Annotated in this window: 20 protein-coding genes; 3 read left to right on the top strand and 17 right to left on the bottom strand. The window is 67.1% G+C overall.

Going from position 1 to position 19,574, the window contains the following annotated elements:
* Position 1: 1 nt before the first annotated feature.
* The 11 genes from P2869_RS08420 to mltG form a co-directional block, all read right to left on the bottom strand.
* Entirely contained in the window at positions 2–1,069 is a 1,068-nt protein-coding gene (locus P2869_RS08420; RefSeq protein ID WP_277598004.1) for a glycosyltransferase family 4 protein, read from the bottom strand.
* A gap of 250 nt (positions 1,070–1,319) precedes the next feature.
* Positions 1,320–2,483 carry an AAA family ATPase gene (locus P2869_RS08425; protein WP_277598080.1) on the bottom strand — a complete coding sequence of 388 codons (1,164 nt, stop codon included), beginning with the start codon at positions 2,481–2,483 and terminating at the stop codon, positions 1,320–1,322.
* Positions 2,484–2,567: 84 nt separating this feature from the next.
* Positions 2,568–3,971, bottom strand: a complete 1,404-nt coding sequence (gene otsA / locus P2869_RS08430; RefSeq protein ID WP_277598005.1) for an alpha,alpha-trehalose-phosphate synthase (UDP-forming) — start codon at positions 3,969–3,971, stop codon at positions 2,568–2,570.
* Positions 3,972–4,214: 243 nt separating this feature from the next.
* Positions 4,215–5,516, bottom strand: coding sequence for a mechanosensitive ion channel domain-containing protein (locus tag P2869_RS08435; protein WP_277598006.1), 1,302 nt, complete (start codon positions 5,514–5,516; stop codon positions 4,215–4,217).
* A gap of 254 nt (positions 5,517–5,770) precedes the next feature.
* Positions 5,771–6,139, bottom strand: a complete 369-nt coding sequence (locus P2869_RS08440) for a Rap1a/Tai family immunity protein (protein WP_017773902.1) — start codon at positions 6,137–6,139, stop codon at positions 5,771–5,773.
* A gap of 167 nt (positions 6,140–6,306) precedes the next feature.
* Positions 6,307–7,122: an ankyrin repeat domain-containing protein gene (locus P2869_RS08445; RefSeq protein WP_277598007.1), complete on the bottom strand. Its 816-nt coding sequence runs from the start codon at positions 7,120–7,122 to the stop codon at positions 6,307–6,309.
* Between the two features lie 81 nt (positions 7,123–7,203).
* Positions 7,204–7,995, bottom strand: a complete 792-nt coding sequence (locus P2869_RS08450) for a TatD family hydrolase (RefSeq protein WP_277598008.1) — start codon at positions 7,993–7,995, stop codon at positions 7,204–7,206.
* Between the two features lie 193 nt (positions 7,996–8,188).
* Entirely contained in the window at positions 8,189–8,695 is a 507-nt protein-coding gene (locus P2869_RS08455; protein WP_277598009.1) for a GNAT family N-acetyltransferase, read from the bottom strand.
* Positions 8,696–8,813: 118 nt separating this feature from the next.
* Positions 8,814–9,854, bottom strand: a complete 1,041-nt coding sequence (locus tag P2869_RS08460; RefSeq protein ID WP_126877301.1) for a DNA polymerase III subunit delta' — start codon at positions 9,852–9,854, stop codon at positions 8,814–8,816.
* Positions 9,855–9,921: 67 nt separating this feature from the next.
* Positions 9,922–10,542 (bottom strand): dTMP kinase, encoded by a 621-nt coding sequence (tmk, locus tag P2869_RS08465; protein ID WP_277598010.1) that lies wholly within the window; start codon positions 10,540–10,542, stop codon positions 9,922–9,924.
* Positions 10,543–11,559, bottom strand: coding sequence for an endolytic transglycosylase MltG (gene mltG / locus P2869_RS08470; protein ID WP_277598011.1), 1,017 nt, complete (start codon positions 11,557–11,559; stop codon positions 10,543–10,545). It lies immediately after the preceding gene.
* Between the two features lie 78 nt (positions 11,560–11,637).
* On the opposite strand from mltG, the gene P2869_RS08475 reads away from it, so the two are divergent.
* A complete protein-coding gene (locus tag P2869_RS08475; RefSeq protein WP_277598012.1) occupies positions 11,638–12,705 on the top strand; it encodes a folate-binding protein in 1,068 nt (355 codons plus the stop codon).
* A gap of 45 nt (positions 12,706–12,750) precedes the next feature.
* Positions 12,751–13,569, top strand: a complete 819-nt coding sequence (locus P2869_RS08480; RefSeq protein ID WP_277598013.1) for an NRDE family protein — start codon at positions 12,751–12,753, stop codon at positions 13,567–13,569.
* A gap of 158 nt (positions 13,570–13,727) precedes the next feature.
* Here the strand turns inward: P2869_RS08480 and P2869_RS08485 are convergent, their stop codons facing one another.
* The 5 genes from P2869_RS08485 to P2869_RS08505 all read right to left on the bottom strand — a co-directional run bounded on the left by P2869_RS08485 (position 13,728) and on the right by P2869_RS08505 (position 17,512).
* Entirely contained in the window at positions 13,728–14,651 is a 924-nt protein-coding gene (locus tag P2869_RS08485; protein ID WP_277598081.1) for an alpha/beta hydrolase, read from the bottom strand.
* 35 nt (positions 14,652–14,686) lie between these two features.
* Positions 14,687–15,565 (bottom strand): SDR family oxidoreductase, encoded by an 879-nt coding sequence (locus P2869_RS08490; RefSeq protein WP_277598014.1) that lies wholly within the window; start codon positions 15,563–15,565, stop codon positions 14,687–14,689.
* A 23-nt stretch (positions 15,566–15,588) separates the two neighbouring features.
* Positions 15,589–16,593: an NADP-dependent oxidoreductase gene (locus P2869_RS08495; protein ID WP_277598015.1), complete on the bottom strand. Its 1,005-nt coding sequence runs from the start codon at positions 16,591–16,593 to the stop codon at positions 15,589–15,591.
* A 113-nt stretch (positions 16,594–16,706) separates the two neighbouring features.
* A complete protein-coding gene (locus P2869_RS08500) occupies positions 16,707–17,201 on the bottom strand; it encodes a PaaI family thioesterase (RefSeq protein ID WP_199540013.1) in 495 nt (164 codons plus the stop codon).
* A gap of 8 nt (positions 17,202–17,209) precedes the next feature.
* Complete coding sequence (locus tag P2869_RS08505; protein WP_026121261.1) at positions 17,210–17,512, bottom strand: Dabb family protein; 303 nt, start codon at positions 17,510–17,512, stop codon at positions 17,210–17,212.
* 386 nt (positions 17,513–17,898) lie between these two features.
* On the opposite strand from P2869_RS08505, the gene P2869_RS08510 reads away from it, so the two are divergent.
* Entirely contained in the window at positions 17,899–18,138 is a 240-nt protein-coding gene (locus tag P2869_RS08510; RefSeq protein WP_277598082.1) for a hypothetical protein, read from the top strand.
* A 182-nt stretch (positions 18,139–18,320) separates the two neighbouring features.
* Here P2869_RS08510 and P2869_RS08515 read toward each other — a convergent pair whose 3' ends face one another.
* Positions 18,321–19,499: an acetyl-CoA C-acyltransferase gene (locus tag P2869_RS08515; protein WP_017773887.1), complete on the bottom strand. Its 1,179-nt coding sequence runs from the start codon at positions 19,497–19,499 to the stop codon at positions 18,321–18,323.
* Between the last annotated feature and the right edge of the window lie 75 nt (positions 19,500–19,574).

The following is a 19,574-nucleotide window of genomic DNA, read 5'->3' on the forward strand; positions in this document are numbered from 1 at the left end:
TTCACGTCGTGGACGCGTCGATCACCTTGAAGCGCGAGCGCTTTTGCGCGCGAATCACAGACTGATAAGCGTCCACGTACTCCTGCGCCATGCGGTGCGACGTGAAGCGCTCCTCGAAGCAGCGGCGCACCCCGGCCCTCGACACGCGATTGAGCCGATTCACGGCGGCGCACGCGCCGATCTCGTCTTCCACGATGAAGCCGCTCACGCCTTCGTCCAGCACCTCCGGCACCGAGCCGCGATTGAACGCGATCACCGGCGTGCCGCAAGCCATCGCCTCGATCATCACGAGCCCGAACGGCTCGGGCCAGTCGATCGGAAACAGCAATGCATGGGCGCCCGAGAGAAACTCGGCCTTTTGCGAATCGTCGATTTCGCCGATGTACTCGACATGCGGCAGTTCAAGCAGCGGCCGGATATCGCGGTCGAAGTATTCGCGGTCCGCGGCATCCACCTTGGCCGCGATGCGCAGCTTCATGCCGCAGCGGCCCGCGATGCGGATCGCGGTATCCACGCGCTTTTCCGGCGAGATGCGTCCGAGGAACGCAAGGTAGCGCTGCTCCACCGGCTGCGGCGTGTAGAGCCGCTCCGGCAACCCGTGATAGACGGTGGTGAGCCACTTCGCCTGCGGCAACGGCTGGCGCTGCGCATTCGAGATAGAGACGACGTGCTGCGTGTTGAACGTATCGAACACCGGCTGCTGTTCGGGCAGGTCGAGCCGCCCGTGCAGCGTGGTCACGAACGGCGTTTCCTGGCGCTTGAATACCGAAAACGAGTAGTAGTCCATGTGGAAATGCAGCACGTCGAACTGGTCGGCCTGGCGGCGCACCAGTTCCATGAGCAGCATGTGCGGCGCGACGCGGTCGCGAATGCCCGGGTCGAGCCGCAGCGCGCGCGGCCACACGGGTTCGAGCTTCGCGCTCGTGATCGAGTCGCCGCTGGCAAAGAGCGTCACGTCGTGACCGAGTTCCACCAGCGCTTCGGTGATGTACGACACGACGCGCTCGGTGCCGCCGTAGAGCTTCGGCGGCACCGATTCGGTCAACGGTGCGATCTGCGCAATTCTCATTGGTCTCTCCATGAAACGGCCTGAACCTTGAACGCTGGCTCGCGCGCACGCGTCTGCCCGCGCGGCAGGTACGGCCGATGGGTGGATTATTGTTCAGCCGCCGCGCCCGCGCCCCTGGTATTTCAATTGAAAAGCGCTGTTACAGTCGCGAAACAGTATGCTTTTCAAGAGAAAATGGCGCGCACGGCCTCGTCGCGGACGGCGCTCAGCGTGCCGGCCCTCAGTGTGCCGGCCCTTAGCGTGTCGGCCCTTAGCGTGCAGGCCATTTCCAGGCGGGCAAATCGAGTTCGTCGGCCTGGGCGATGCGCGTGGCGCCCAGCGTCTTTTCGAGCACGATCGAGTGGCTGCCGCCCTCGCGCTCCAGCGCCGCGATGAGCCGCGCCGCATGCGAGACGACGAGCACCTGCGAGCGCGTGGACGCATCGGCAATCAGCCGCGCCAGCGCGGGCAGCAGGTCGGGATGCAGGCTGGTTTCCGGCTCGTTGAGCACGAGCAGCGCAGGCGGGCGCGGCGTGAGCAGCGCCGCGACGAGCAGCAGATAGCGCAGCGTGCCGTCCGAGAGTTCGGCCGCCTTGAGGGCGCGCAGCAGGCCGTGCTGCTGCATCGTCACCTCGAAGCGCCCGTCGTGGTTGACCACGGCCACGCTCGAGCCGGGAAACGCGTCTTCCACGGCGGCGTCGAGCGCCCGCGGATTGCCGATCTCGCGGATGGTCTGCCACGCCGCGGCGAGGTCCGCGCCGTCGTCGGCCAGCACCGGCGTATGGGTGCCGATCTGCGGCTGGCGCGCAGGCGCCTCGGCGTCGGTGCGGAAATGGTCGTAGAAGCGCCACGAGCGGATCTGCTCGCGCACCGCGATCATCTCGGGCGCGGTCTTCGGGTCCGAGAACTCGGTCATCATGCTATCGAAGCTCGCGATGGGCTGCGCCACGGGCGCCCACTCGCCCTCCTCGTCGCGAGTACGCAGCGTCGCGCCCTGCCGGTCCACGAGCAACGCCGACGGGCGCAGCATCGGCCCGCTCCAGATGCACTCGCGCTTGATGACGGGGTCCAGCTGGAACTGCGAGACGCCCGGCAGCGGCAAGCCAAGGTCGATCGCGTAGCCGAACGTACTGCCCGCAAAGCCGAGCCGCAGGCTCACGGGCTCCTTGCGGCGCGTTCCCTGTACGGGCACCTCGCCCGCGAGCATGCCGCGCGAGAAGCGCTCGGGGCCAGCCCAGAGCGTGGACGGCAGACCGCCTTCGCGCGCGAGCGACGCAATCAATCCGCCGCGCGCCGTCGCCGCGAGCAGGCGCAGCGCCCGATAGAGGTTCGACTTGCCGCTGCCGTTCGGTCCCGTCACCACGTTGAGCGCCGCGAGCGGCACCACCAGTTCGCGCAGCGACCGGTAACCCGCGATGGCGAGCGTGCCGAGCATCGCCTCGCGTTCGCGCTCGCCGTTCATGCCGTGGCTGTCCCGTTTGCTGAGGTCATGTCGTCGCGCCGCCATGCCGCCATGTCGTCACGCCTCGCGCTTCAGGCTGCGCAGGTCACGCAGGAACGAGTCGCGCCACACGCCGAGATCGTTCTTCCGGAGCGCCGTCATGTTGGTTTCGTGGCGCGCCTTGCGTTCGGCAAGCGGCATCGCCAGCGCCTCTTGCAGCGCCTCGCTCATGCCGATGGCGTCGTGCGGATTGACGAGCAGCGCGCCCGAAAGCTCGGCAGCCGCGCCCGCGAAGATGGAGAGCACGAGCACGCCGGGATCGTCGGGGTTCTGCGCCGCCACGTATTCCTTGGCGACGAGATTCATGCCGTCGTGCAGCGGCGTGACGAACCCGATCTGCGATTCGCGGAACAGCGACATCAGCTTCCAGCGGTCGTAGCGCTGGTTGAGATAGCGGATGGGCGTGTAGTCGAGCGCGGAAAAGCGGCCGTTGATGCGCCCGGCTTCCCCTTCCAGCTCCTGGCGGATCTGCTGGTAGGTATCGACATCCGAGCGCGTGGGCGGCGCGATCTGCACGAGCGTAACGTTGCCGCGCCATTCGGGCGCGCGCTCCAGCAGTTGCTCGAAGGCGCGAAAGCGCTCGACGAGCCCCTTCGAATAGTCGAGCCGGTCGACGCTCATGATGAGCTTGCGGCCCTCCAGGCTCTGCTTGAGGTCAAGCACGTGCTGGCGGCTTTCGTAGCGTTTCGCCTGCTCGGCGATCTCGTCGGGGAACACGCCGATGCGATACACGCCGGTGTGCAGCGTGCGGCCGAACGCCGAAGCAACTGCGCCTTCGCTTTCGCCCGTGTCCGTCACTTCGCCGCGTGCATGGCGCACCAGGTAGTCGTGGAATGCGACCTGGTCGTTGCGCGTCTGGAAGCCGATCAGGTCGTAGCAGCACAACGACTTCACGAGTTCTTCGTGCGGCGGAATGTTGAGCAGGATCTGCGGCGCGGGAAACGGAATGTGCAGGAAGAAGCCGATCAGGTTCGTCACGCCTTCGGCGCGCAAGGCCTCGGCAAACGGAATCAGGTGGTAGTCGTGGACCCAGATGACGTCGTCGGGCTCGATCAGCCTGGTGAGCTTGTGCGCGAGCCAGGCGTTGACGCGCCGGTAGCCCGCGTATTCGTCGCGCTCGTAGCGGGCCAGATCGTTGCGGTAATGGAAGACCGGCCACAGCGTGGCGTTCGAAAAACCGCGGTAGTACTGGTCGTAGTCCTTGCGCGTGAGGCCCACGGTGGCGAAGGTTACCGACCCCTCCTGCTCCAGCACGGGCCCCGCGTTGGCCACCGTCTCGCTCACCACGTCGCCGCTCCAGCCGAACCACACGCCGCCCGCGTCCTTGAGCGCGCCGAATACGCCGACGGCGAGGCCGCCCGCGGACCCTTTCGTCTCCGTGGGCGTGGCCACACGGTTTGATACTACGATCAGTCTGCCCATGAAACCTGTTCTCCCGATTCCTGTTGTGCCGAGTGTTCGTCTGCTCGCGTTGCGCCGGTCTCGTGGCGTGTGGTGGTGAGGTTATCGCGCCTGTCGCTGCGGTGCCTCGTCCTTGTGTTTGTGCGGGTTGCCGGAACCTGCGCGGCTTAGCCGTGGCGGTCGCCGTGAACGCGATGGCTGCCGTGTCGTATCAAGACGGACCGATCTGGCGGGCCAGCCACCGTGGCCGCGTCCAGTCGCGCGCTATCGGTCCGGCGCTTGCGCCTGGGCCGGCTGGCTGCCTCTCGCCTCGCCGTCGACGGGGGCAGGCACGTCGCCGGCAGCCCGTTCGTCGTCGTCAGACGGACGCGCCGCGCGGCCTGCGGCACGCGCGCTGCGGCCCGCCACCGGGTCGGCCTCGGTATGCGCCGCCGTGCTCGATGCGTGGTGTCGCGAGCCTGGCACGTGGCGGCCGTGCGCGCCATGCGTGCTGCTCTCCAGTTCCGCCGACACTTCGGCCCGTGCACGCGGCAAGTATTGCGGGTAATGCTGGTTCACGAAGTCGAGCAGCCCTTCGCGCACGCGGCAGCGCAGGTCCCAGTTCAGCCCGGAATCCTGCGAACTGACGAGAATACGCAACTGCATCGCGCGTTCGCTGGTGTCGGTCACTTGTAACACCTGCACACGCCGGTCCCACTCGGGCGCTTCGGCGACGATGCGCGCCAGTTCCTCGCGCAGCGGCGCGAGCGGCATGCGGTAGTCGAGCCAGAGATACACGGTGCCGATAATCTCCGCGCTGCTGCGCGTCCAGTTCGTGAACGGGTTTTCGATGAACCACTGAAGCGGCACGATGAGCCGGCGCTGGTCCCAGAGCCGTACCGAAACGTAGGTGCCCGTGATCTCTTCGATGCGGCCCCACTCGCCCTGAATGACCACCACGTCGTCGAGGCGAAGCGGTTGGGACAGTGCGATCTGCAAGCCCGCAATCAGGTTGCCGAGCACCGGCCGCGCGGCGATACCGGCCACCAGACCCGCCACGCCGGCCGAGGCGAGCAGGCTCGCACCGATCTGCCGCACGTTCGGAAAGGTCATGAGCGCCGCGCCTACGCCGACGATCACGATCACCACCATCACCGAGCGCGCCAGCACCCGCGCCTGGGTATGGATGCGCCGCGCCTGCAGGTTGTCCGCGGTATCGAGCGGATGCGCCTCGATGATCGCTTCGCCGATCGCGGCGGCCGAGCGCACGGAAAGCCAGGTCATCCCGCCGATCAGCGCGAACGCCGCGAGATCGCGCAGGCTGCCGATGAAATGGAGCGTGTCCGGCGCCTCCCACCAGACGATTTCGAGCATGAGAATCGCGACGACGAAGAGCGCCGGCTTGTCGATGTAGCGCAGAAAGACGCTGAGAATCGGATAAGGCCGCGCGATGCGGATAAGCACGCGGCCGCCTGCCCAGTGGACGCCGAAAGCGAACGCAAGCCCGATCGCGGTGAAGAGCAACGTTCCCGGCCACGCTTCCAGCGGTGCCGAGGCGATGCGTTCGAGATCGTCGATCGTGATCATGAGCGGCCTTCTCCTCCTTCTCCCGGTAGCGGGAAGACGGGCGACTTATCAGGCAACCTGTGGGGCAGCCTGCGGGGCGGCCTCCCGGGCGACCTTTCACGCAAGCAGCCTTGCGTCACGCAGCGACGCCGCTTCCCACAATCTGCCGCGGCGCGCCCGCGTGGCCGCCCTCAGCAAACGCTGCCCGCCCGTGCAGCCCGCCGCTGGCACAGCCCCAGGCCGGCAACGGCGCCCGGTTACCCGGCGGCTCGCGGCTAGTTGCCGGTCTTGCAGGGAAAGGCCTTGCCGAGCCCCAGAGAAACCGCCGTGCTCGCGTTGTAGCCGGCCACGTTCGGATTGTCGGCAATGTACTTGCGTACCGCGTCCGTCAGTTGCGCGGAGCGCGCGTCCGGCGGCAGGCAGAAGTATTGACCCACGCGCGGGCCGGTGGTGCCGCCAATGGCGTCGATGGTATTGAACACGCCGTCTGCCGCGCCTTCGATGTAGGCAGCGCATGCGGCGCGCGACGCCACGTCCGTTTTCATGCAAAGGCGGTTGAGGTCGCTCGCCGTGAACGCGAAGGCGGCAACCGGCAAGACAAGCGCGCCGGCGCAAGCGCCGGCCCGGATCAGAACCCGCAGCATGATTCTCCCTTGATGCATACGTGTGGTCCGGCGCGGTCGCGCGCAGGATGCGCCCGGCCCCGCTGCCGGCCGAAAAAGAGGATGCAACGATCGCGCAAGAAAAGCGAGCAATGCAACGATGCGCCGCGTGGGCGGCCCTTCATTTCCGCGCGCGGCGCATCAATCCGCTATTTTGCACTGTTTTGCGGTGCCGACGCAGCCGCGGGCGCCTGCTGCTGCGTCTGGGCGATACGGGCGGTCAAGCCTTCCACCACGTCCGGCGCCTTGTAGTGCTTCGCGAAGTCGAGCGCCGTGAGACCCAGCTGATTCTTCACGTTGAGATCCGCGCCGTTGTCGAGCAGCAGCTTGACTGTCGAAATATGGTTGCCACGCGCGGCCATCATGAGCGGCGTGGTGCCGTTGGGCGAGCCCGCGTCGACATAGGCCGACTGATCGAGCAGCAGCTTCACGACGTCGTCGTGGCCGTTCGCCGCCGCGTAATGCAGCGGCGCCCAGCCCTTCTTGTTGACCTCGGCGCCCTTCGCGATCAAGAGCTTCACGAGGTCGAGGTCGCCGTTCAGCGCCGCGAGCATCATCGCGTTCTCGCCTGCCTTGTCTTGCGCCTCGATATTCGTCTTCGGATTCGCGACGAGCGCCGCGGCCACCTTGTTGGACTGCTCGCGCGCCGCCAGCACGAGGAGCGGGATGCCCTGGTCGTCGGTCAGGTTCGGGTCCATGCCGTTCGCGAGTTGCTTGTTGACTTCCTTCACGTCGTCGAACTTCACGGCCTTGATCATCGTGTCCGCAGGCGCTGCCTGCGCGGGCGCGGCCACCAGCGTGCCGGCGAACCCGGCGGCGAGCGCCAGGGACGCTACGCCGCGCCGCAGCAAAGCCGATACCGATGCAACACCGGCATGCCGGGACGATGCAGCCCGATGGTTCACCAAAGAACCGTCTGCCAGGAAACCTGCAATAGCGCGCGAAGGCCGAAGATCGAATTTCATGTTTTACCTTAAATTATTTGTCTATCTTACTGATCATACTGAAATATTGCCTGCACACTCGCCGCATGTACCGCCGCGCCTTCAGACATCCTGGGGAGCAGGAATACGGAACAGGCGGAAGAAGTTGCGCGTGGTCGCCTGGGCCACCACGGCGTCGGTGACGTCGCGTTGCTGGGCAATGAACCTTCCGACATAACTCACGTACGCAGGTTCATTGGGCTTGCCGCGGTACGGCACAGGCGCGAGATACGGCGAATCGGTTTCGATCAGGAGGCGCTCGAGCGGCACGCGCCGCGCCACGTCCTGAACGTCGGTGGCGCTCTTGAACGTGACGATGCCCGAGAGCGAAATGTAGAAGTTCTGCGCCAGCGCGCGTTCGGCCACGGGCCAGGGCTCGGTGAAGCAGTGCATCACGCCGCCGGGCCCGCTGGCGCGCTCCTCTTCCATGATGCGCAGCGTGTCGTCCGACGACGCCCGCGTGTGGACAATGAGCGGCTTGCCCGTGGCGTGCGCCGCGCGAATGTGGGTGCGAAAACGCTCGCGCTGCCATTCCATGTCCGCGATGGTGCGCTCGCCGAGGCGGTAGTAATCGAGCCCGGTCTCGCCGATCGCCACTACCTTCGGGTGCTGCGCCAGTTCGACGAGTTCGGCCACGGTCGGCTCCTTCGCCTCCTCGTGATCGGGATGCACGCCCACGGACGCGTAGACGTTCTCGTAGGTGCCCGCGATGTCGAGCACCGAGGGCAGCGTTTCCAGATCGACGGAAACACACAACGCGTGGCTCACGTCATGCGCGCGCATGTTTTCGAGCACCTGCGGCAGGCGGTCGCCGAGTCCTTCGAAGTTGATGTGGCAATGCGAGTCGACAAACATGGGGAAATCCTGCGCGGGTCGGTTGTGGTGGGTTATGAATGACGGTTGCGGGGTTTGACCGGCAAGTGTGGCGGACGTGCGGATAGCTTGCGTCCGCGTTTGCGGCAGGGTTTGCGTCCGGTAACCGGCAACGCGCGAAGAGCCAGTCTCAGCGACCGTTACGCGGCATCAGCGCGACGGGATCGACCGGCTATCACCCCTCGGCATCGACCCGCTTGCCGAGAATCACGAGATCGCGCTCCACGCCGTCGAGCACCGCGACGCGCGGCAGCGTGCCCCAGGTCTCGAAGCCGTAGCCGCGAAAGAGCCGCAGGCTCGGCTCATTGTGGCCGAAGATGAAACCCAGCACCGAGTGAATGCCGAGCGCAGGCGCCGCCTGAAGGGCTGCGGCGAGCAATTGCCGGCCGAGGCCTTTGCCGCGCACGGCCTCGTCCAGATAGATGCTGACCTCCGACGTATGCCGGTAAGCCGGGCGGCCATAGAAGTCCGAGAAGCTGAGCCACGCGACCACGCGGCCGGCCTCCTCCACGACCCACAGCGGTCGCGTGGCGGGCCCGTGCGCATGGAACCACGGCACCCGGCTGTCTACGCTGACCGGCTCCAGATCCGCCGTGACCTGGCGCGAGGCGACCGTGGAGTTGTAGATGGCGACAATGGCGGGCAGATCGTCGAGCGTGGCATCGCGATACGAAAGGGTCATGGCAAGTATCCGGCTAGGCTTACAGAGGATTTCGGGAAGGCAAGGCGCCGGCAACGGCAACGGGGCAACGCGACGGTGGCGCAATGACGCCGCAATGTCGACTTGACCGCGCCCGCCGTCAGCCGAACAGCTCCCGATAACCCAGAAACAGTTCCTCGAATACCAGACGCGCGTTGAGCGGATGGTTCTCCACCCTGCGCTGGCGCGTCACGGTTCTCTGGAAACGCGCGAACGCGTCGGTGTTCATCTCGCCGGCGCAACGCGCGAGCGCCGATGACGCCTGCGGAAAGTAACGCGGCCGGCCCGCCGTGCGCTGCGCCAGAAGATCGTAGAGCCAGCGCTGGAGCCAGCCGATCACGAGCGGCACGGGCAGTTTCTGCAGCGTCTCGCCGCAGGCGAACGCGTCGCAGCGTGCCCCGGCGGCGAGTTGGGCCAGCGTCCAGTCGCGCAGCGTGCGGTTTTCGTCGTGCGCAAGCGCGCGCGCGGCGAGCGGCGCACCGCCTGCTTCGGCGAGCAGCGCTTCGGCGTCATCGGCGCCTTGCGCCTTGAGCCAGGCGGTGGCGTCTTGCGCCGAGGGCGTGCCCATCGGCCACTGGCGGCAGCGGCTCACGATGGTGGGCAGCAACCGGTCGATACGCGCCGACACCACCAGGAACACGACGCCCGCCGGCGGCTCCTCGAGCGTCTTGAGCAGCGCGTTGGCCGCCGCGACGTTGAGTGCCTCGGCTGGATAGAGCACGACCACGCGCATGCCGCCCCGGTGCGAGCCGATGCCGCTGAAGTCCAGTAGCGCACGGACCTGCTCGATCTTGATTTCCTTGCTCAGCGTGCGGGTCTTCTTGCCGCTGCCGTCGTCGGCGTCGTCCTTTTCGGGCTTGCCTTCGTCTGCGGCGGTGGCGCCCAGTTCAGCGGCTAGCGCTTCGGGCACCACGATCCGGTAGTCCGGGTGATTGCCCTGTTCAAACCAGTTGCAGGCGGCACAAGCGCCGCACGGCTCACCGTTGGCCTGAGGCGCCTCGCAGAGCAGCCCCTTGGCGAGATGCCGGGCAAAGTCGAGCTTGCCGATGCCGGCCTGCCCATGCAGCAGCAGCGCATGCGGCCAGTGCGCACGGAGTTGCTGAAGGCGATTCCAGTCGTCGGCCTGCCACGGATAGATCATCTTTTCTATTTTAAAATCAATCGATTACGAGAAATTATTCGTGCGATGCATGAGGATATTGCCGGTTTCACAGCGCCGCCACGATCTCATCCAGCTGCCGGCGAATCTCTTCGATGCTCTGCGTCGAGTCGACAATCGCAAAACGATACGGCGCCTCTTCGGCGCGACGCAGATACTCGGCCCGCGTGCGCGTGAAAAAGGCGTCGGACTCGCTTTCGAAGCGGTCCGGTTCGCGCGCCGCGCCGCGCCGGGCGCTGGCGGTTTCCGGCGGCACGTCGAAGAGCACCGTGAGATCCGGCTGGAAGCCGCCCTGCACCCAGCGCTCCAGCGCTTCGAGCTTGTCGCGCGGCAGTCCGCGGCCGCCGCCCTGGTAGGCGAAGGTGGCGTCGGTGAAGCGGTCCGAGAGCACCCAGTCGCCGCGCGCGAGCGCCGGCTCGATCACCTGGGCGAGGTGCTCGCGGCGCGCGGCGAACATCAGCAGCGCCTCCGTTTCGAGGTCCATGGATTCGTGCAGCAGGATATTGCGCAGCGCTTCGCCAAGCGGCGTGCCGCCCGGCTCGCGCGTCATCACCACAGCGTGCCCGGTGGGGCCGACCTTCTGCTCGAGGCGCTCGCGCAGCCACGCGAGATGGGTGGTCTTGCCCGCGCCGTCTATGCCCTCGAGCGTAATGAATTTGCCGCGCGCCATTTATTGCCCTCGGATGTACTTGTCGACGGCCTTGTTGTGATCGCCGAGCGTGTCAGAAAAGATGCTGGTGCCGTCGCCGCGCGACACGAAATAGAGCGCCGCGCTGGGTGCCGGATTCACGGCCGCCTGCAGCGACGCGACCGACGGCAGCGAAATGGGCGTCGGCGGCAGCCCCATCCGCGTGTAGGTATTGTAGGGAGTGTCCGTCTGCAGGTCGCGCCGATGGATTCGCCCCGTATAGCTCGCGCCCATTCCGTAGATCACGGTGGGGTCGGTCTGCAGCGGCATGCCCGCGCGCAGCCGGTTCGCGAAGACGGCGGCCACGAGCGGCCGGTCCGCGGGCTTGCCGGTCTCCTTCTCGATGATCGATGCCATGGTCAGCGCCTCGTACGGCGTGCGGAACGGCAAGCCCGGCGCGCGGCCGGCCCACGCTTCGGCGAGGCGCTGCTGCATCAGGCGGTAGGCGCGGCGGTACACGTCCAGGTCGCTCGTGCCCTTGTCGAACAGATACGTATCCGGAAAGAACAGCCCTTCGGCGTTGCCGAGGGGCGGTGTATCGGCGGCGCCGATGGCTTTCAGCAGTTCGGCGTCGCTCATGCCGGCCGTCTGGTGCGCGAGCGCGGTATTGGCGTCGATCTCCGCGCGCATGTGCCTGAACGTCCACCCTTCGATGATGGTCGCCGCGAACTCGTTCACGTCGCCGCGCGCGAGCTTTTGCAGCACCTGCCACGGCGTGACGCCCGCCTTGAACTCGTAATTGCCCGCCTTGACCTGGCTTTGCAGGCCCACCACGCGCGTCATGGCGACGAACAGCTCCGGCTGCACCGGTACGCCGCCGCGCACGAGCTGCGCGGTCACGCTGCGCAACGTGCTGTGCGGAGCGATGGAGACGTCGAGTTGGGAAGCGGCAAGCTTGACGGGGCTCGTCGCCCAATACCAGACGCCGCCCGCCAGAGCGGCAACCGCCAGGACGACGAGCGCCGTGCCGGCGGCGAGACATTTCTTCAGCAGGGACATGCGAAACAGGGCTCAGATAGACCCCATATAATACTTGCTTGCCCTCGCTCAAGTCAGGATTGACTCAATCCCGTTTCCATGAACTCACCGCTCGCTCCCGCTCCGGCCACGGCGGCCGTCACCACCGCCGCTGCTCCCCTTGAACGCCCCGCTGCCGGCGACTTCGACGCCGTGCTGGAACGCGGCGCCTGGATGCGTCTCACGCAGTTCGGCGCCATCGACGCCACGGGCGACGACGCCGCCAACTTCCTGCACAGCCAGCTCACCAACGACATCCAGCACCTCGACGCCGCAAACGCGCGCCTTGCGGGCTACTGCTCGCCGAAGGGCCGGCTGCTCGCGTCGTTCCTCACCTGGCGCACGGGCGAGACGATCCGGCTGCTGGTGTCGAAGGACGTGCAGCCGGCGGTGCAAAAGCGCCTCTCGATGTTCATCCTGCGCGCCAAGGCCAGGCTCGCGGACGCAAGCGATGCGGTCGCCGTGGTGGGCCTCGCCGGCGACGTGCGCGGTGCGCTTTCGCGCGTGTTCGACGCGCTGCCCGACGGCGTGCACGTGAAGGTGGACGGCGCGGCGGGGTCGCTCATCCGCGTACCGGACGCCGCGGGGCGCCTGCGTTATCTGTGGGTTGGCCCGAAGGCCGAGGTCGAAGCGCGGCTTGGGACGCTCTCCGAACTCGCGCAGGTGTCGCCCGCGGTGTGGGACTGGCTCGACATTCGCGCGGGCGAGGCGCGCATCACGCAGCCCGTCGTCGAGCAGTTCGTGCCGCAGATGGTCAATTACGACGTGCTGGGCGGCGTCAATTTCCGTAAAGGCTGCTACCCCGGCCAGGAAGTGGTGGCGCGCAGCCAGTATCGCGGCACGATCAAGCGGCGCACGGCGCTCGCGCGAATCGGCGCCGAGGCCGACGCGGCTGCCGGGGCCGCAGCCGGCGCTCTTCATGCCGGCGCAGAATTGTTCCATTCGGACGATCCCGGCCAGCCGTGCGGGATGGTGGTCAACGCCGCGGCGGCGCCCGCCGGCGTGTACGACGTGCTCGCCGAAATCAAGCTCGCCGCGCTCGAATCCGGCTCCGTGCACCTGGGCGCCGCAGACGGCCCGGCGCTCGCGTTCGAGCCGCTGCCCTATTCGCTGCCGGTCGAGGCTTGACGCGGTGACGGCCGGCAGTCTTCACGGCGTGGCCGGTGCGACGCCATGTGCCTGATCGTGTTCGACTGGCGCCCCGACGCCACCGAGGGCGCGCTCTTCACGCTAGCCGCCAACCGCGACGAATTCTTCAGGCGCACCGCCGAGCCGATGCACTGGTGGTCCGATGCGCCCACGCTGCTGGCCGGGCGCGATCTCGTGGGCGGCGGCACGTGGCTCGGCATGACGCGCGACGGCCGCTTCGCCGCGCTCACGAACTACCGCGCGCCGCGTGAAATGCGCGCCGACGCGCCGACACGCGGCACACTCGTCTCGGCGTGGTTGACGCAACCCCGCACAACGCCGCTCGACTACTTGCGGCGCGTGGCGCGCGACGGCGAGATCTACAACGGCTTCAACCTGATCGTGGGCGACTGGACGCGGCGCGAACTGGGCTGGTACTGCAACCGGTCGAGCGCCCCGCCCGCCTTGCTCGAAGCCGGCACGCACGGCATTTCGAACGCCGTGCTCGACACGCCGTGGCCCAAGCTCGTGCGAAAGCGCAGCGAGCTGGCCACGCGCCTCGCGGCAGACCCTCATGCGCCGCTCGCGAGCCTCGTCGAGATGATGCGCGACCCGCAACTGGCGCGCGACGACGAACTGCCGGCCACCGGCATCACGCTCGAACGCGAGCGCGCGCTTTCGGCGGCGTTCATCGACACGCCCGACTACGGCACGCGCGGCACGACGGCCTTACGCGTGGCCGTACACGGTGAAGCGATCAGCGTGGAAGCGATCGAGCGCAGCGACGACAACGGTTCTCACCGCATCGCCCGGCCCGGCCACTATGAACGCGAGTACGCGTTCGACGTGACGCGCGCGTTGTAGCGGGACGTAGCGCGCGTTGCGACGCGTTGTGGCGCGTGGTAGTCGCAGCGCACACAGAGCGCGGTCACGGCAAGAGGCAGGCCACGCCGTGAAATACCGCGCCGCCCGCTCGCCACTCAAACCGCCCCAAAACCGCCTCAGACCGCCTCAAGCCCACCTCAAACCGCCCCAAACGCCGCGCGCAGCGCCGCTGCCGCATCGGCATGCGCGTGTGCGACCTCGGGCACGAAGCCGCCCATCTTGAAGAACTCGTGGATCATGTCCGGATAGCAGGCCAACGTGACGACGTTACCCGCAGCCCGGAGCTTGGCGGCGTAAGCGTTGCCTTCGTCGCTGAGCGGGTCGTACCCGGCAATCGCGATCCACGCGGGCGCGAGACGATCGAACGACGGCGCATCGCGCTCGCCGTCGAGCGGCGCGAAGCGCCAGTCGTTGCGATCGTCGGGCTCGCGCACGTACTGGGCGAAGAACCATTGAATGGTGTCGCCCGAGAGCAGATAGCCTTCAGAGAGCCGCGCGTGCGACTCCGTCTGCTGATGCGCCGAGGCGCCCGGATAGATCAGCAGTTGCAGCGCGAGCGGGATGCCCGCGTCGCGCGCGAGCACGGCGCAGACCGTGGCGAGCGTGCCGCCGGCGCTGTCGCCGCCCACCGCGATGCGCGCCGCGTCGATGCCGTAGACGGCTGCGTTCGCATGAAGCCACGCGAGCGCATCGAATGCGTCGTTCACCGCAGTGGGGAAGCGATGCTCGGGCGCAAGCCGGTAGTCCACGGAGAGCACCGCGCAATGCGCGTCGTGCGCGAACATGCGGCACAGCGCATCGTGCGTATCCACGCTGCCCACCGTGAACCCGCCGCCGTGGTAGTAGACGAGCGCGGGCAGCGGCTCCGCCCATTGCGGCTCGACGGGAAAGTAGAGCCGCGCGCGAATGGCGGCGCCGTCGCGCACGGGCACCTCGATGTCCTCCACGGAGAACATCGGGGCGCTCCCAATTTCAAGAATGGGCGCGCTGCGCTCGTAAGAGGCGCGTGCCTCGACCGGCGTCAGTTCGTGATACGGCGGCCGCTTTGCGCGCGCCACCATGTCGAGAACCAGCGCGATCTTGGGGTTCAGTGGCGTCACGCCGAGTACCCCGTCTCAGGCTTCAACGACATCGGATCGGTAGGGTTGCGCATCAATTCGATGTCCTCGTGGCGCAGATGCACGGAGGGCAGAATCGCGGGATGCGTGAGGATGTAGAAGCGCCGCTCGCGGACGGCGTCGAAGGTGAGCTCGGCCACGTCGGCGGCCAAGAGCTTGCCCGATTTCACCGCGCGCTGAAGCTGCACTTGCGCGACGGCCTGGGAGCGCGTGGGTGCCTCTGTGTTGCGCAGCGCCTCGGGCCGCGCGCGATGCGATTCGGCGATGCCGGTCGGTACGAACGCCGGGCACAGCAGCGAACAGCCCACCTCGCCGCCCACGATGTTCAGATCGTGATAGAGCGTTTCGGTCAACGCCACCACGGCGTGCTTCGACACGTTGTAGACGCCCATGGCGGGCGGCGCCAGCAGCCCGGCTACCGACGCCGTGTTCACGATGTGTGCCGGCTCCTTCTGCCGCAGCATGATGGGCGCGAACACGCGCACGCCGTGTGCCACGCCCATCACGTTGACGCCGAGCACCCACGTCCAGTCGTTTTCGGTGTTCTCCCAGAGGAAGCCGCCCGTACCGACGCCCGCGTTGTTGAAAAGCAGATGCACCTTGCCGAAGGTATCGAGCGCCGTTTGCGCGAGCGCCTCGACCTGCGCGGATTGCGACACGTCGGTCGCCACGCCCACGGCTTCGGCGCCCTCGTCGCACAGCGCGGTCACACACGCGGCGAGCGCGTCGCCGTCGACATCGGCGAGCACGAGCTTCATGCCGAGCACGGCTGCCTTCTGCGCGAAAGCCCGGCCGAATCCGCTCGCGGCGCCGGTGATGACGGCGACCTTGCCGTCGAACTCGAAGGGAACGGTCATATCGAAGATAAGCTCCACTCAGTTCAGATGAGCTTTACCAACTGCTTGCCGAAGTTCTGGCCTTTGAGCTGGCCGATGAACGCCTCGGGCGCGCGTTCGAGCCCTTGGGCAATGCTCTCGCGGTAATGCAGTTTCTTCTGCGCGACGAGCGAGCCCAGTTCGCGCAGCGCCTCCGGCCAGCAATCGAGATGTTCGGTCACGATGAAACCCTGTACGAGCAGCCGCTGCGTGAGCATCAGTTCGGGATGGGCGAGCGGCGTGGGCGCGCCGTCGTAGCGGGCGATCATGCCGCACAGCGCGATGCGTCCGGACGGATTCATGCGCGCAAGCGTGGCGTCGAGCACCGCGCCGCCCACGTTCTCGAAGTAGCCGTCCACGCCCTGCGGCGTCGCGGCCTTGAGGTCCGCGTAGAGATTGCCGGCCTTGTAGTCGACGCAGGCGTCGAAGCCGAGCGTCTCCACCACGTAGCGGCATTTTTCCGCGCCGCCCGCGATGCCCACGGCGCGGCATCCGGCGAGCTTCGCCAGTTGCCCGACCACGCTGCCCACCGCGCCGCTCGCCGCGCTCACCACCACGGTCTGGCCCGGCTTCGGTCCGATGATGCGGTTGAGGCCATACCAGCCGGTCACGCCCGGCATGCCGACGGCGCCGAGGTACGCCGACAGCGGCACGTGGGTGTCGTCCACCTTGTGCAGCCCCTCGCCGTTGGAGGTGCCGTACTCCTGCCAGCCGAACATGCCGACCACCTTGTCGCCCACGGCGAAGTCGCGATGCGTAGACTCCACCACTTCGCCCACCGTGCCGCCCAGCATCACTTCGTTGAGCGGTTGAGGCGGCGCATACGACTTCGCGTCGTTCATGCGGCCGCGCATGTACGGATCGAGCGACAGATAGTGGTTACGCACGCGCACCTGGCCCGCTTCCAGCGGCAGCAGCGGCGTTTCGACGAGCCGGAAGTTGTCCGGCGTGGCGGGCCCCGGCATGGGCGGCCGCGAGACCAGCAGGATCTGACGATTGGTCGGGGACATGACAGGCACCTCTTCGATTGGATTGAGCCAGCGGGACAGGTGACGGGAACAGGAAGCGAGACAGGAAGCGGCACGCCACGATCCGCGCGCGGCGCGCCAGCCGGGTGAAACGCTCAGCCGTCGCTCGGCCCGGGACGCGCTGTCGGATCGGTGCGCAGCCGCTGCTGCGTGATCTCGCGGCCCACGGCGAGGCGGCGCATGTACTTGAAGGTGCCGAGCGCCTTGGCGACGAAGTGACCGGCCGTGTCGCGAATCTCGCCTTCGCAGTAGGCCATGGTGGTGGAGCGATGGAGCACGCGCGCCGACGCACGCAATTCGCCGCGGCCCGGCTGCATGAAGTTCACTTTCATTTCGACGGTGACTACACCCACGCCGTCCGGCGCGAGGCTGCGCGCCGCCATGGCGAGCGCGACGTCGGCGAGCGTCATGGTGACGCCGCCATGCGCGACGTCCCACGTGTTCAGATGCATCGGCGCAAGCGGCAGCACGACTTCGCTCGCGCCGTCGGCGGCACGGACGACCTGCACGCCGAGATGATCGACGAACGGGCTTTCGATCATGGGCGGCGTTTGTGGGCTTGCTCCCGCCGGAGGCTGTGCGTCGCTCATCGCGAGGCTCACACTTCGTAGTCCACGCACTGGCGCGCTTCGCGCACCCCGGAGATGAACTTCTTCACTTCCTCGTGCACGGGATGGATCTGATAGGCGTCGAGCGCGGCCTTGTCGGCGAAATCGGAGACCAGCACCACGTCGTAGGTCGACTCGAGGCCGGGCGCCGCAAGCCCCACTTCCAGATGCTCGATGCCCGGCACGATGCCGCGGCACGCTTCGAGCTTCGCCTTGAGGGTCTGCGCGTTCTGTTCACGCGTGGCGCCTTCGGCGGTTTCCTTGAGCTTCCACATCACGATATGACGGATCAACTTGTTCACCTGTAGTCGGGTTGGTCTGAAACGGCGCGGGCTCGCCCGCCGTGGCGCGCGGTGCCACGCCGTGCGGGTGGCAAGCCGCCATGATACCTGCTCGCCTACGCGGCCTGGATGGCCGCGAACCGCGCCGCGCGGAGGCATCGTGCCTTCTCCGTCATCCGGTTGGCCGCTTCAGTCGCGGCTCCTCGCGCACGCCATGGTCGGCTTCATGCCGGGTTTCCGTTTAACAATTCTTCGCACTTTCCAGCGCGTCGCGGTGCTAATGTTCCCTCCGGCGGCGCGACGGTAACGGCCGCCGCAGCGACTCGCTATCCGCCTGCTACCCGAGTGGCCAGCGAGTCGATTCGTACGATTGATGTTCCACTTTGACGGTGATTGCCATGGGAATTCTGAATACGGTAGGTGAGATCGCGGGTGCGATCGCAGCAGTGGAGGCAACGGAGAAGGTCGATCCAGACGCATCGCTTCTCACCAAAGGGCTCGCCGCAGTCGCCGGCTTCGAAGGCGCCAGCGCACTCGAAAAGCATCTGGAGAAAAAAGACGACGAGCAGGCAGACGATGCAGCCGCCCAGCCCGCCGCGGATGCATCCCCGGATCAGAGCGCCGATCCGCAAACCTGATGGGCTGATGGTCCTATGGTCCTATGGTCTGAAACGCAGCAAGGTTCGCGGGCGCGCCGCCGTTTATCCGGCCGCGCCCGCAGCTTCATGACGCAACTTCGTGACGCAACTTCATGGCGCAGCCCTCGATAAACACCAACGTCACTTCTTACTGCCCCGCCGCTCCCGCCCTCCTACTCGCCTCACACCACCTCGAACAATCCCGCCGCGCCCTGCCCGCCGCCGATGCACATCGTGACCACCACGAACTTCGCGCCGCGGCGTTTGCCTTCTATCAGCGCATGCCCCGTGAGCCGCGAGCCCGACACGCCGTACGGGTGGCCGACCGCAATCGCGCCGCCGTTGACGTTGAGCCGTTCGTTCGGAATCCCGAGCTTGTCGCGGCAATAGAGCACCTGCACGGCGAACGCTTCGTTGAGCTCCCACAAGTCGATGTCCTCGACCTTGAGCCCCGCCTGCTTGAGCAGTTTCGGCACGGCGAAGACCGGGCCGATGCCCATTTCGTCCGGCTCACAGCCCGCCACCGCGAAGCCGCGGAAAATACCGAGCGGCTCGAGCCCCTCGCGCTCCGCCACCTTGGCGTTCATCACCACGCAGGCCGAGGCGCCATCCGAGAACTGGCTCGCGTTGCCCGCCGTGACGACGCCGCCCGGCAGCGCCGTGCGGATCTTCGCCACGCCTTCGAGCGTGGTGTCCGCACGAATGCCTTCGTCGGCGGCAATCGTCACCTCCTGCGTGAAGAGACGGCCGCTCGCCTTGTCCGCGACGCCCGCGAGCACGGTCAGGGGCACGATCTCCGCATCGAACAACCCCGCCTCGCGCGCCGCGGCCGCGCGCAGTTGCGATTGCACGCCGTATTCGTCCTGGCGCTCCTTCGAAATCGAATAGCGTTTCGCGACGTTCTCCGCCGTCTGCAGCATCGTCCAGTAGATTTCGGGCTTGTGTTCGAGCAACCAGCCTTCGGCCATCATGTGGCGGTTCATCTCGTTCTGCACACACGAGATCGACTCCACGCCACCCGCCACGTAGACGTCGCCCTCGCCCGCCATCACCCGCTGCGCGGCAAGTGCGATGGTTTGCAGGCCCGACGAGCAGAAACGGTTCACCGTCATGCCGGGCACGCTGACAGGCAGCCCCGCGCGCAGGCCGATCTGGCGCGCGATGTTGCCGCCCGTCGCGCCTTCGGGATTCGCGCAGCCCATGATGACGTCTTCGATGCGCGCAGGGTCGAGCTTCGCGCGCTCGACGGCGGCCTTCGTCACGTGGCCGCCCAGCGTCGCGCCGTGCGTCATGTTGAATGCGCCCCGCCACGATTTGGCGAGACCCGTGCGGGCCGTCGATACGATTACTGCGTCAGTCATGCCTGTCTCCTGCCATTCATGTTGCTGTTGATGTGTGGGTGTGGCCGCGCTTTTGGGGCGCTTTTGGCGGCTCTG

Source organism: Paraburkholderia sp. SUR17 (genome assembly GCF_029536165.1).
GTDB classification, from domain to species: Bacteria; Pseudomonadota; Gammaproteobacteria; order Burkholderiales; family Burkholderiaceae; genus Paraburkholderia; species Paraburkholderia kururiensis.